The organism is Idiomarina fontislapidosi (assembly GCF_003226255.1).
Classification (GTDB): domain Bacteria; phylum Pseudomonadota; class Gammaproteobacteria; order Enterobacterales; family Alteromonadaceae; genus Idiomarina; species Idiomarina fontislapidosi.
Genome location: NZ_QJST01000004.1, coordinates 153,584 through 166,539 on the forward strand (window position 1 = coordinate 153,584; position 12,956 = coordinate 166,539).

At 48.4% G+C, this 12,956-nt stretch carries 17 protein-coding genes; 12 read left to right on the forward strand and 5 right to left on the reverse strand.

Going from position 1 to position 12,956, the window contains the following annotated elements:
- Nucleotides 1-7: 7 nt before the first annotated feature.
- From mlaD to DFP83_RS06450, 4 genes are all read right to left on the reverse strand, one after another.
- Complete coding sequence (gene mlaD / locus DFP83_RS06435) at nt 8-475, reverse strand: outer membrane lipid asymmetry maintenance protein MlaD (RefSeq protein ID WP_110574188.1); 468 nt, start codon at nt 473-475, stop codon at nt 8-10.
- Between the two features lie 5 nt (nt 476-480).
- Nucleotides 481-1,257, reverse strand: a complete 777-nt coding sequence (gene mlaE, locus DFP83_RS06440) for a lipid asymmetry maintenance ABC transporter permease subunit MlaE (protein ID WP_110574189.1) — start codon at nt 1,255-1,257, stop codon at nt 481-483.
- Complete coding sequence (gene mlaF / locus DFP83_RS06445) at nt 1,250-2,053, reverse strand: phospholipid ABC transporter ATP-binding protein MlaF (protein WP_110574190.1); 804 nt, start codon at nt 2,051-2,053, stop codon at nt 1,250-1,252. Before mlaF ends, mlaE begins: the two co-directional genes overlap by 8 nt.
- Before the next feature lie 90 nt (nt 2,054-2,143).
- Nucleotides 2,144-2,704 carry a TetR/AcrR family transcriptional regulator gene (locus DFP83_RS06450; RefSeq protein WP_110574191.1) on the reverse strand — a complete coding sequence of 187 codons (561 nt, stop codon included), beginning with the start codon at nt 2,702-2,704 and terminating at the stop codon, nt 2,144-2,146.
- 164 nt (nt 2,705-2,868) lie between these two features.
- Between DFP83_RS06450 and DFP83_RS06455 the strand changes: the two genes are divergently transcribed.
- The 11 genes from DFP83_RS06455 to mgtE are packed head-to-tail and all read left to right on the forward strand — an operon-like array spanning nt 2,869 to nt 10,970.
- The gene (locus tag DFP83_RS06455) at nt 2,869-3,846 is read left to right on the forward strand and encodes a KpsF/GutQ family sugar-phosphate isomerase (RefSeq protein ID WP_110574192.1); all 978 of its coding nucleotides are present in this window, start codon (nt 2,869-2,871) and stop codon (nt 3,844-3,846) included.
- On the forward strand, nt 3,846-4,418 hold the full coding sequence (kdsC, locus tag DFP83_RS06460; protein ID WP_110574193.1) for a 3-deoxy-manno-octulosonate-8-phosphatase KdsC: 573 nt from the start codon (nt 3,846-3,848) through the stop codon (nt 4,416-4,418). Before DFP83_RS06455 ends, kdsC begins: the two co-directional genes overlap by 1 nt.
- A complete protein-coding gene (gene lptC / locus DFP83_RS06465) occupies nt 4,415-4,975 on the forward strand; it encodes an LPS export ABC transporter periplasmic protein LptC (protein WP_110574194.1) in 561 nt (186 codons plus the stop codon). Before kdsC ends, lptC begins: the two co-directional genes overlap by 4 nt.
- The gene (lptA, locus tag DFP83_RS06470; RefSeq protein WP_110574195.1) at nt 4,947-5,489 is read left to right on the forward strand and encodes a lipopolysaccharide transport periplasmic protein LptA; all 543 of its coding nucleotides are present in this window, start codon (nt 4,947-4,949) and stop codon (nt 5,487-5,489) included. Before lptC ends, lptA begins: the two co-directional genes overlap by 29 nt.
- Before the next feature lie 3 nt (nt 5,490-5,492).
- Entirely contained in the window at nt 5,493-6,218 is a 726-nt protein-coding gene (gene lptB, locus DFP83_RS06475) for an LPS export ABC transporter ATP-binding protein (RefSeq protein ID WP_110574196.1), read from the forward strand.
- A 29-nt stretch (nt 6,219-6,247) separates the two neighbouring features.
- Nucleotides 6,248-7,705 (forward strand): RNA polymerase factor sigma-54, encoded by a 1,458-nt coding sequence (locus tag DFP83_RS06480; RefSeq protein ID WP_110574197.1) that lies wholly within the window; start codon nt 6,248-6,250, stop codon nt 7,703-7,705.
- Between the two features lie 28 nt (nt 7,706-7,733).
- On the forward strand, nt 7,734-8,021 hold the full coding sequence (gene hpf, locus DFP83_RS06485; RefSeq protein WP_071463043.1) for a ribosome hibernation promoting factor: 288 nt from the start codon (nt 7,734-7,736) through the stop codon (nt 8,019-8,021).
- 3 nt (nt 8,022-8,024) lie between these two features.
- On the forward strand, nt 8,025-8,495 hold the full coding sequence (gene ptsN, locus DFP83_RS06490) for a PTS IIA-like nitrogen regulatory protein PtsN (protein WP_110574198.1): 471 nt from the start codon (nt 8,025-8,027) through the stop codon (nt 8,493-8,495).
- Nucleotides 8,486-9,331 (forward strand): RNase adapter RapZ, encoded by an 846-nt coding sequence (gene rapZ, locus DFP83_RS06495; protein WP_110574199.1) that lies wholly within the window; start codon nt 8,486-8,488, stop codon nt 9,329-9,331. The genes ptsN and rapZ overlap by 10 nt, the downstream gene beginning before the upstream one ends.
- Nucleotides 9,328-9,606, forward strand: coding sequence for an HPr family phosphocarrier protein (locus DFP83_RS06500; RefSeq protein ID WP_110574200.1), 279 nt, complete (start codon nt 9,328-9,330; stop codon nt 9,604-9,606). The genes rapZ and DFP83_RS06500 overlap by 4 nt, the downstream gene beginning before the upstream one ends.
- A gap of 2 nt (nt 9,607-9,608) precedes the next feature.
- Complete coding sequence (gene mgtE / locus DFP83_RS06505; RefSeq protein ID WP_110574201.1) at nt 9,609-10,970, forward strand: magnesium transporter; 1,362 nt, start codon at nt 9,609-9,611, stop codon at nt 10,968-10,970.
- A 21-nt stretch (nt 10,971-10,991) separates the two neighbouring features.
- On the opposite strand, the gene pmbA is transcribed toward mgtE, so the two are convergent.
- A complete protein-coding gene (pmbA, locus tag DFP83_RS06510) occupies nt 10,992-12,338 on the reverse strand; it encodes a metalloprotease PmbA (RefSeq protein ID WP_110574202.1) in 1,347 nt (448 codons plus the stop codon).
- 84 nt (nt 12,339-12,422) lie between these two features.
- On the opposite strand from pmbA, the gene yjgA reads away from it, so the two are divergent.
- Nucleotides 12,423-12,956: a ribosome biogenesis factor YjgA gene (gene yjgA, locus DFP83_RS06515; RefSeq protein WP_110574252.1), complete on the forward strand. Its 534-nt coding sequence runs from the start codon at nt 12,423-12,425 to the stop codon at nt 12,954-12,956.

Sequence of the window (12,956 nt, forward strand, 5' to 3'; positions counted from 1 at the left end):
CACTCCGTTAATTTTCGCCTTGGCTAAACAAAAACTGTCCGATCAGCTGCTCCAACACGAGTGCTGATTTAGTATCCGAAATCGTGTCGCCGTCTTCTAAGGTGCCCACCGTGTCATCAATGAACCCTGGCTGGAGGCCCAGATATTGTTCACCCAACAAGCCAGCCGTCAGCACCGATAAGCTCGTCGTTTCTGAGAACTTGTCGTAATCTTTGCTAATTTCCATTTCGACCAATGGCTCGTAATATTCGCCTGCTAGCGAAATATTCGTCACACGCCCAACAACGACGCCACCGACTTTGACCGGTGAGCGCACTTTTAGACTGCCAATATTGTCGAACTTGGCATACAGCGTGTATGTTTCACCTGCGGTTACAGTGCTGCCACTCGCTGCGCGCAGCGCAATAAAGAGCAGTGCCAAAACCCCTACAACAACAAACAAGCCAACAAAAATATGTGATTTCCGTGATTCCATGGTTTTTACCCGCCAAACATCAATGCTGTAAGAATAAAATCGAGTCCTAAGATAGCGAGCGACGCAGTGACCACAGTTGATGTAGTCGCTTTGCTGATACCCGCTGAAGTCGGTTCACACCGATAACCTTTGTAGAGCGCAATCCACGTCACCACAAAAGCAAATACGAGTGATTTGATGATCCCGTTCATTAAATCGTCACGCCAGTCTACGGCTGACTGCATCACCGACCAGAATGCGCCTTCATCAACGCCCAGCCAGCCCGAACCGACAAGATAGCCGCCGTAAATACCAACGGCGGAAAAAATCAATGCCAACAACGGCATACTTACGAAACCGGCCCAGAAACGCGGTGCAATAACACGACGCAGTGGATCAACCGCCATCATCTCTAGACTCGAAAGTTGCTCAGTCGCCTTCATCAAACCGATCTCTGCTGTCAACGCCGATCCAGCGCGACCCGCAAACAACAATGCAGTCACTACCGGGCCTAACTCGCGGAGTAAAGACAGCGCAACCATCGGCCCAAGACTTTGCTCAGCACCATAATCCACTAAGATGGTGTAGCCCTGTAAACCGAGCACCATGCCGATAAATAGCCCGCTAACTACGATAATAATCAGCGATAGCACGCCAACAACATACATTTGTTGGATAAATAACGGCCAGGATTTACGCGGCGTTGGTTTACCTATAATGGCTCCCAGCAACATGGCGAGCGCACGCCCAATACCTGCGACAGAGTCGGTGACCGTTGCGCCTAGGCGCGCCAAACTATCCATGCGCTTCTCCCATCAAATCCGTAGCGAAGTCATCCTCGGTGTAATGGAACTTAACCGGACCATCCGCTTCACCTTGCAAAAACTGCCTGACAATCGCCTTATCATTCTCTTGAAGCTCAGCGGGTGTCCCTTCTGCGACAACCTTTTTATCAGCAATGATATAAGCATAATCAGCAATCGAGAGGACTTCGTCGACATCATGAGATACCACAATGGAGGTGAGTCCGAGTGATTCGTTAAGCGAACGAATCAATTTTACAATGACACCCATTGAGATCGGATCCTGTCCAGCAAATGGTTCGTCATACATAATCAAATCAGGATCGAGCGCAATTGCGCGAGCGAGCGCTGCTCGTCTCGCCATGCCACCCGATAGTTCGGCAGGCATCAAATCCCGAGCACCACGCAAACCGACCGCTTCGAGCTTCATTAGTACAATACTTCGGATAACGTCTTCCGTCAGATCGGTGTGCTCGCGCAGCGGAAACGCGACGTTGTCAAACACGCTCATATCGGTAAATAGCGCACCGCTTTGAAACAACATGCTCATGCGTTTTCGCAGCTCATACAGCGCCTTACGCGAAATCGTTGTCACTTCGGCGTCGGCGACCTTAATCGAGCCTGACTCGGGCCTTAGCTGGCCACCAATTAAACGCAATAACGTTGTCTTACCGATACCGCTTGGTCCCATGACAGCAACGATTTTACCTTTAGGCACCGTTAACGACAGGCCGTCATAAATGGTGCGTTGGCCATGCGAAAAATGCACATCTTTTAAAGCAACAAAGTTATCCACTTATCTGTCCCTAACGCGCTATTTGTTTCAGAATACCCATTCTATGGGGCGTTGGTCTAAAACGTAACTGTAAAAATGTTGCAAAACATATCAGCTTTGATCATCAATCATCGTTAGCAATTTATCTGCAAACGCTTTCCGGTCACCCTGACAATGCTCGCATAATTGCAGTTGCTCAAATAACCGAGCGCCGTGTACAGCAAAAAACAATACTTTGGCTAACATTGGATCTTGGCTGAATTGCTCAAGTGATTGAAACGTTTGTTGCACGTGCGCTGTCATTGGTGCGAGCAGTTCTGGATTATTCGCCGCCGCAGCCAACAACCCGGAGCTTAATTGAGCGCACTCTGCATCACTGTTGAGCGATGCCAGCAAAATACTCTTTAGCTCCTGGTTAGGATCACCCTCAAACTGCGCCATAAACGCGTCTTTTAAATCGCTATTACGTGCCACCATGCGCTCAAGCATGGCTTCGAGCAGTTTATCTTTGCTCGCAAAGTGGTATAAAAGCCCACCTTTACTGATACCAGTTGCTTGACCCAATGCATCGAAAGTAAGACGCGCAGCCCCTTCCGACGCCACCAATTGCTCAGCCGCATCTAAGATGGCATCTCGGTTACTCGGTCGACCCGCACATTTTTTCGCGCACATAACAACTCACTTAACCACTGTTAATGGGTTTAATACTAAACCGTCTAGTTGGTATAGTAATTCAAATTTGTGACATTCGCAATCCTGCAAACATAAATACGGTAGGCAGCCACCGTCATATTGACGTATCATTAGGCGCAAGTTTTCAGTTTTTTAGGTGAGTCATGAAGCAAGTCACCCACGACTTTTGTACGCTCGCGCGCAACGTAATTGATATCGAGCGCGATGCCATCGAGGGCTTAAAAGCCTTTCTAGACGACAACTTTAACCGTGCTTGTCAGGCAATGTTTGACTGTAAAGGACGCATTATCGTGACGGGCATGGGAAAATCGGGGCATATTGGTGGCAAGATTGCAGCAACGTTAGCGTCAACTGGCTCACCTGCGTTTTTTGTACATCCTGGCGAAGCGAGTCATGGCGACCTAGGAATGGTGACCGACAGCGATATTGTCATCGCTATCTCGAACAGCGGCGAAACCGGTGAAATCCTCAATATCGTACCCGTAATGAAGCGACTCGGCGTGACCATCATCGCGATGACAGGTAATCCCGACTCAACGCTCGCAACACTCGCCGACGTCCATGTCTGTATTCGTGTTGAACAAGAAGCTTGCCCGCTCGGGTTGGCGCCAACAGCTTCGACCACTGCAAGCTTGGTCATGGGCGATGCCTTAGCTGTTGCGTTATTAAACGCACGCGGCTTTACCGCTGATGACTTTGCCTTATCGCACCCCGGCGGCTCGCTAGGTAAAAGGTTGCTGCTCAGACTTAGTGATGTCATGCACACAGGCGACCGAGTACCAAAGGTCGAACAACATGCGTTGATTCGTGATGCTTTACTCGAGATTTCGCGCAAAGGTCTAGGCATGACTTCTATCGTCGATGAACAAGGGCGCCTGGCAGGTATTTTTACCGACGGTGATTTACGCCGTATTCTTGATAGTCGAGTGGATGTGCATGAGAGTAAAATCTCAGACTTTATGACGCGCACCTGTGTAACCGCTCACGAGGACATGTTGGCAGCTCAGGCACTTAAGCTTATGCAAGATCGTAAAATCAATGGCTTGATTATCGTTGACCATGACGGTAAACCTCATGGTGCGATGAACATGCATGACCTGTTACAAGCAGGAGTTGTGTAATGATTCACAACCGCACCGCAAAAACCGTAAACACCTGGTATGGCGACATTAGCGAAGATCTGTTCCAGCAGTTCGCCAAAACGCAGCTGTTAGTTTTAGACGTCGACGGCGTATTCTCGGATGGTCGCATTTACCTCGGCAACCAGGGTGAGGAGCTGAAAGCTTTTCACACGCGTGACGGTTTTGGTCTTAAAGCATGGACCGATGCGGGCTATCCCGCAGCCGTTATCACTGGTCGTAAGTCGGCGATAGTTGAACGCCGTATGAAGCACTTGGGTGTAAGTCATATTTATCAAGGTGTAACGAATAAAGTTGAGGTTTACGAGCAATTACTCGAAACACTTCAACTTAATGACTCTCAGGTTGCTTATGTAGGCGACGATGTACCGGATTTAAACTTGATTAACCGCGTTAATCTCGGTATCGCGGTACACGATGCCCACCCTTCTGTGCAAATTGCAGCACAATACGTGACGCGCTGCCAAGGTGGTTTTGGTGCGGTCCGTGAAGTTTGTGACTTATTGCTATTAAGCCGTGGCGAACTGGCGAGTGCTGAGGGAGTCAGTCTGTGAGTCGCCGCGTTGCACTATTGCTTTTGGTCCTATTTAGCGCGGTCATTCTCTTGTTATGGCGCCCCTTTGGAACGCCCGATGAAGGCGATGCGAGTGTCCAGTCGCGCAAAATGACACCTGATTTTACTGCTTCAGGTTTAAAAACGCGTTTGTACGAATCAGGCGGCCGTCTAGCACATCAAGTCACCGCGGCACACATGTCACATTACATTCAAATCGGTCTAACGGAATTAACCAATCCCGTTTATTCAGTTTATACCGATGAGCGAGAAGCAACATGGCAGGTCAGTGCCGAACAAGGCACACTGTATGACGATCAAACACTAATTTTAGAGCGCAACGTTGAAATATTAGCCCTCCAGCCTGATACTTCAATTAAACGTGTAAACACTGAGTATCTGGTCATCGATATACCGGCAGAGACGATGAATACTGATTACCCTGTCACCATTTCGGGACCCCAAATTGCCGTACAAGGTCATGGACTGAGCGCCGACCTATACGCAGAAACTATGGAGCTAAAACGTCATGTTAAAACGGTTTTTAATCCTCGCTAGCCTGACAGCTATGAGCCAAGTGGCTATGGCGCAAGGTGAGGCTGACTTTAAAAAGCCCATCGAAGTTAATGCAGGACATGAACATTTTGATATTAAGAACAACCAGTTATTGCTGACTGATAATGTTATTGTGACGCAAGGTTCACTGCGTATCGAAGCGGATCGTCTTGAAGCATCTGGCGGCGAAGCTAAAGACCAAGCGGATATCTTTATCGCCCATGGTCGTCCCGCTATCTACACGCAACTGCTAGATGATGGTTCAGAAATCAGCGCACAAGCCGATCAAATCACCTATTTTCAAAGCCAAGGGCGGATTGAATTAAAGGGCAATGCGCAAATAACCCAGGGCAGCAGTCTATCGCGCGGCGATACCATCGTGTATGACTTGGCAAACCAACATGTCTCTGCGCGCGGGTCAGAAGAATCAGGAGAACGGGTTACCACTATTTTTAATCCGAATAAGCAGCCTGAACAAGAACAGCCAGAAGACAACCAACAGCAACAAGAGCAATAATGCATGGCTAAATTATCCGTTCAGCATCTCGCTAAATCTTATAACCGACGCCAAGTCGTTAAAGATGTGAGCTTAGAGGTAAGCCAAGGACAAATTATTGGTTTGCTCGGACCCAATGGGGCGGGTAAAACCACCACGTTTTATATGATCGTTGGCTTAGTGAATTCTGATAAAGGCAGTATTAAGCTAGATGATCAGGATTTAACGTTGTTACCGATGCACGAGCGCGCGCGTCGCGGAATTGGTTATTTGCCGCAGGAGTCATCTATTTTTCGCAAAATGACTGTGCGCGATAACTTGATGGCGATTCTCGAAACGCGCCCTTCGTTAACCGCTATTGAGCGTGAAGAAAAACTCGATTCGCTGCTTGAAGAATTTAATATCGGGCATATCGTCAACAGTTTAGGTATGAGCCTATCGGGGGGTGAACGTCGTCGGGTGGAGATTGCTCGCGCACTCGCCGCCGATCCAACGTTTATCTTGCTCGATGAGCCGTTTGCGGGGGTTGATCCCATTTCGGTACTCGACATCAAAAAAATTATTGAACATCTTAAGCATCGAGGCATCGGTGTGTTGATTACTGACCACAATGTGCGCGAGACATTATCAGTATGCGAACATGCTTATATTGTCAGTCACGGTGAGCTGATTGCCAGTGGTGACGCGAATAGCGTATTGTCAAATCAACAAGTTAAAGATGTCTACCTCGGTGAGCAGTTCACCTTGTAACACAGCACAAGTGAGGCCGGGATAATCAGATGAAACAAAGCTTGCAACTAAAAATGGGTCAGCAATTAACGATGACCCCACAACTACAACAAGCCATTCGGCTGTTGCAACTCTCATCACTCGATTTACAAGCCGAAATTCAAGAAGCCTTGGACAATAACCCTTTGCTTGAGGTGGAGAGCGACGGAGAGGGAGAATCAGACTCGGACGCAGAATCTGAGCGGACACAAAAGGATGATAGTCAGAAAGAAACCGTCGATGCGTTAGCGGATCAGTCGTTACCCGATGACTTACCCCTTGATAGCACCTGGGATGATACATACACCTCTACTACACCCTCTAATTCGGTTAGCAATAGCCAATCCTTTGATGGCGAACTCGACGTCTATCAGGGGGAAACCAGCGATTCCCTGCATGACCATTTGTTATGGCAGATGCACATGTCGCACTTCTCGGAAGAAGATGCAGCCATCGCGACCGCAATCATCGAATCGATCGACGAACGCGGGTATCTCACCGCCGAACTTGATGAGCTTGTCGAAGCCATTGAGTTACCCGAGGTGGGTGTCGAAGAAGTTGCGATGGTGCTTAAACGGATCCAGCATTTTGATCCACTTGGCGTTGGCGCACGCTCCATTCAAGAATGTTTGAGCATTCAACTAAAACAATTATGTGAAAAAACCCCATGCAAAAAGCTTGCATTAACCCTAATAAATGATTACATGGAGTTAATGGGAGCACGTGATTACAAGGGTTTGCAGCGTAAGCTTAAAATCGACGAAGCCGAATTAAAAGATACGCTTCGGCTGATTCAAACCTTAAATCCGTACCCGGGTGATGCTATCGACCAAAAACCCGTTGAGTACGTCGTACCGGATATATCCGTAGTGAAAAAAAACGGTCGATGGGTGGTCGAATTAAATCCTGATAGCGTACCTAAATTAAGAGTGAACGAACAATATGCGGCCATGAGTCGCGATGCGAAATCGAGCTCCGACTCGCAGTATATAAAACAACACACGCAAGAAGCGCGTTGGTTTATTAAGAGTTTAGAGAGCAGAAACGAAACGTTACTCAAAGTCGCGCATTGTATTGTTCAACGTCAGCAAGGCTTTTTTGAGCATGGTGAGGAGGCGATGAAGCCGATGGTTCTCAATGATGTCGCGGAAGCCGTTGATATGCACGAAAGTACGATTTCTCGTGTAACAACTCAAAAGTATCTTCATTGCCCGCGCGGCATCTTCGAGCTTAAGTATTTCTTCTCCAGTCATGTCAGTACAGAAACAGGAGGTGAGTGTTCGAGTACCGCAATTAGAGCCCTAATCAAGAAACTTGTGGCGGCAGAAAACCGCGCTAAGCCATTAAGTGATAACAAAATTGCTGAACTCATCGCAGATCAGGGAATCCAAGTAGCAAGAAGAACGATTGCGAAATACCGTGAATCGCTCAACATTCCCTCTTCAAGCCAAAGGAAGAGTCTGCTTTAATATTGTTCAACCGTAGAAGGAAGACGTTATGCAAATCAACTTAACAGGTCACCACATTGATATTACTGACGCGTTGCGTGATTACGTGGATACAAAATTTGCCAAACTAGAGCGCCACTTTGACCACATAAACAACGTTCACGTCATCCTAAATGTTGAAAAAACGGTTCAAAAAGCGGAAGCTACGCTTCACGTCAATGGCGGAGAAATTTTCGCCGATGCGGAACACGACGATATGTACGCGGCGATCGATGGGCTCATTAATAAACTCGACCGCCAAGTGATTAAACACAAAGAAAAGTTGAAAAAACACTAAATCATGCAATTGTCTGATCTTTTGAGCCCCGACTGCACCAAGTGTGCAGTCGAGGGTGCAAGCAAAAAACGCCTGTTAGAAACTATCAGTGCCATCGCGGCCCCCAAACTCGTCGGTATCACAAAGCACGACATTTTTGAGAGTTTGATTAATCGCGAGCGCTTAGGTAGTACCGGCATCGGTTTAGGTATTGCTATTCCACACGGTCGTTTGGCGAATGCCACACAGCCTGTCGCGGTACTTATGACACTCGAGCAACCCATTGAGTTTGACGCGATAGACAATCAACCCGTGGATATCGTATTTGCTTTGCTTGTTCCCGAATCGGAGCATGAAAATCACTTGAACACTCTCGCAACGGTTGCCAAACGCATGAATAATAAAGAATGCACACGTTCGTTGCGCGATGCTCACAGTGACCAAGAGCTCTATACGATGTTTGTCAGCGAAGATCAGGCACCCGAATGCAACTAATTATCGTCAGTGGACGCTCGGGATCGGGCAAGACGATTGCCCTTAGAGTACTCGAAGATCTTGGTTTTTACTGTGTCGATAACCTCCCCATCGCATTGCTATCCACGCTGGTGCATTCTGTCATAAAACAATACGATCGCGTCGCTATCAGTATTGATGTTCGCAACTTACCGCAAGACCCTCACGAACTAGTGGAGTCAATAGACTTTTTGCCCGAAGAAGTTGAAATCGAAGTGCTGTTTATCGATGCAGACGACCAAACGCTGTTGCAACGTTTTGGTGAAACCCGTCGTCTACATCCGCTTTCACAAAAGCAACTGCCGTTGGTAGAAGCATTGCAACTCGAGAACCGACTCCTCGATCCGATCGCTGAACGGGCCACGTGGCGTATTGATAGTAGTAATCTCTCACTGCATCAACTGAGTGAGGAGGTCAGTGCTCGAGTTTTAGGTAAGGCGTCAAAACACGTAGTGATTGTTTTTCAGTCGTTTGGCTTTAAACATGGGGTACCGAAGGATGCCGATTTCGTCTTTGATGCGCGAATTTTACCCAATCCGCACTGGAATCCAGAACTTAAGTTACTGACAGGTCAAGATGAAGACGTTAAGCAGTTTTTCCGTAAGGAAGGTTTGGTTACCAAATACTTATTGCAGGTCGAGAACTTCCTAGCAACCTGGTTACCCTACTTTCAGCGAAGCAACCGCAGCTATCTGACCATCGCGGTCGGTTGTACAGGCGGTCAGCACCGTTCAGTATATTTGGCTGAGGCGCTCGCGGATCAGTTCCGAACGGATGAAACCAACGTTCAAGTTCGCCATCGGGAATTGTCAAAATGACGCAAAAAGTCTGTAAATCTCTGATCATTCGCAATAAACTAGGTCTCCACGCACGCGCAGCAACAAAATTAGCACGACTCACACAAGAATTCTCGGCTAGAATTACCGTAAGCCAAGATGGTCAAGAAGTCGATGCTGGTAGTGTCATGTGTTTAATGCTGTTAGCAAGTCAACAAGGGCGTGAAGTCCAGGTCTGTGCCGAAGGTGACGACGCCGAGGCGGCACTCGACGCTATTACGACATTGTTCGAAGATAAATTTGAGGAAGCGGAATAACTATGATGGCTGAGCTGTCCGATAAAGAATACGCAATGCAGCGTATTCAAGAGGTTAATACTGCCCTGTCGGACGGTATGTATGTGGCTGCACGACGCATGCTGCATAATATGCCCGCCTGTGATATTGCGCTGCTGCTTGAGTCATCACCGCCCAAAAGTCGTGCTATTGTCTGGAAGCTCGTCGATGCCGATGAACACGGTGATATCCTAGAAGAGCTCTCTGAAGAAGTTCAAAAGTCCATCATTCGTCAAATGGCGCCGGAGAAACTCGCCGCTGCGACTGAAGGTATGGACACGGATGACCTCGCCTACGTTCTTCGTGGTCTGCCCGATCAGGTTTATCAAGAAGTACTTAAGTCGATGGATGAGCGCGACCGAGAGCGCGCAGAAACAGCTTTGTCTTATGACGAGGATTCCGCCGGCGGTATCATGAACACGGATACCATCACCGTACGTGCCGATGTGACCGTTGATGTTGTATTGCGCTACCTGCGTTTAAAAGGTGAGCTGCCAGAGGCAACGGATAAACTGTACGTGGCGGATCGTAACGACAAACTGATTGGCGAAATTGCGTTATCACGTTTAGTCACCGTCGATCCATCCAAAGTTGTCAGCGACATTATGTCACCGGATATCGTCAGTATTCCAGTCGATATGGACGAAACCGAAGTCGCGAAATTATTTGAGCGCCATGACTGGGTGTCGGCGCCCGTGGTCGACGCCGATCAACAGTTAGTCGGTCGTATCACCATCGATGATGTGGTCGATATCATCCGTGAAGACGCACAACACTCGATGTTAAGCATGGCCGGTTTAGAAGATGATGAAGATACCTTCGCACCGGTATTAAAGAGTACACGCCGCCGTACCGTGTGGCTTGCCATTAACCTCGTCACTGCATTGCTCGCGGCAATGGTCAGCTCGCTGTTCGAAGATGTACTGGCACAAATGGCGGTGCTCGCAATATTGAATACCATCGTACCCAGTATGGGCGGTATCGCCGGTAGCCAGACGCTTACCTTGGTTATTCGTGGTATGGCACTCGGTCATATCGGTAGCAGTAACTCGCGTTGGCTAATCGGTAAGGAGCTCGCGATTGGTGCGCTCAACGGTGTGATTTGGTCAGTATTGATTGCCGCCGTGGTGGCGCTGTGGATGCAAAGCTGGTTAGTCGGCGGAATCATCGCCTTTGCCATGATGATGAACTTACTTGCCGCTTCGTTGGCAGGGGTCACCGTACCAATGATACTGAAGCGCTTTGACATTGATCCTGCACTGGCAGGCGGCGTGATTTTGACTACGGTCACCGACGTGGTCGGTATTTTCGCATTCTTAGGTACTGCGACATTGCTGCTTTCTTAAGCAGCAATGTCGTCGATTAGCCTACTGCCCTGCAATCCGCATTTCTTCGAGTAAAACCGAGCCAGTATGTAACGCGTGACGTTGGTCGACATCGTTACCAATAGCGACGATGTTCGCCAGCATATCTTTTAGGTTACCGGCAATGGTCACCTCCTCAACGGGATACTGAATCTCGCCATGCTCAACCCAGAAGCCGGCGGCACCGCGTGAGTAGTCACCATTGACAAGGTTAACACCCTGCCCCATCAGCTCAGTAACTAATAACCCTGTGCCCATTTGCTTGCACAAATCCGCTAGGCTCTTATCACCATGGGTAAGACGCCAGTTATGGATTCCTCCAGCATGACCGGTTGGCTGCATATCCATTTTACGCGCCGCATAACTGGTCAGCAGATAAGTCTGTAACTCACCCGCTTGTACGATATCGCGATCAACGGTAGCTAACCCTTCATGGTCAAACGGACTACTCGCCAGGCCACCCACAATATGCGGACATTCCTTAATGTTAAGCCACGAAGGCAATACCTGCTGTCCGAGTGCATCAAGTAAGAAGCTGGACTTACGATAGAGGTTTCCACCACTGATCGCGCTCACGAAGTGGCCGAATAAACTACCTGCAACGTCGGCGCGAAAAATTACCGGCACTTTAGCGGTATCGATCTTACGCCCCCCTAAACGGGATAACGTTTCTTGGGCAGCTTCCTCAGCCACTTTTTCTGGCGCGGCTAAGTCTTGTGTGCGGCGTGCAACCGAATAGCTCATATCACGCTGCATGCGCTCACCCTCTTTAGCAATCAGCACACAACTGAGGTTGTGGCGTGACTGGAGGTAGCCGCCTAAGAAGCCATGACTGTTGCCGTATACGCGAAACCCCGTATGTGAGCCGTAATGCGCACCATCCGAGTTGATAATGCGTTTGTCTAAGTCCAAGCCATGGCGTTCACACGCCAAGGCTTGCTCAATCGCGTACTCCGCGCTTTGGTCGCCCGGGTGGCACAAATCCAGCTCAGGGTAGTCTTTAGTCATGAGCTCTTTGGGCGCTAATCCGTTAAACGGATCGGCGGATGTATAACGGGCAATTTCAGCTGCTTTTTTAACCGCCGCAGCGATCGCCTCGCGTGAGAGATCCGTCGTCGATGCAGAGCCTTTTTGATGATCGCGGTATACACTAATACCTAACGCACCATCTTGATTAAACTCAACGGTCTCGACCTCGCCCATACGAGTGCCGACTGAAATACCGGCGCTTTTGCTTATTGAGCACTCGGCTGCCGAAGTCCCCTCTTTAGCCGCTAACTCCAAAGCATATTGGACCGCTAATTCAACATCATCAAGTTGTTGTTGTAACTCGCTAAGTTGAGGTTTCAATGTACACTCCTCTAAATGATTAACGCGTCTTGCGTAAAACTGGTAAACTGCTCGCTATTATTAGCAAATAAAATTGAATGGATTATGGCTCGTAAACCTACCCACTCGACATCTCCCGATGAGATCGAATTTGAAGATGCCCCCAGCAAAAGTGAACGCAAACGCCAAGTTGAAGCCCTACAAAAATTGGGCACTGAGCTCGTTGACTTAACAGACACACAACTCAATAGCATTCCAATGGACGATGAGTTGCGTGATGCCGTCTTACTCGCTCGTAAAATTAAAAACAAGCATGAAGGCTACCGCCGTCAGCTACAGTTCATTGGTAAATTAATGCGTCAACGCGATGTAGCGCCTATCGAACAGGCCATGGAACGCCTTAACTCGTTTCATCAACAAACCGTGAATAAATTTCATGCTGTAGAGCAACAACGCGACCTATTGCTCTCGGGTAGCGAAGAGGCTCTAACAGACTTTTTTAATCGTTACCCTGACGCCGATATTCAACGGGTTCGTCAGTGGCTTAGACAAGCATCCAAGCAAGCGGAAGAAAATAAGCCGCCAACCGCCGCACGTCAGTTGTTTGTTTATTTACGTGGATTAATGACTGAGGCTTGA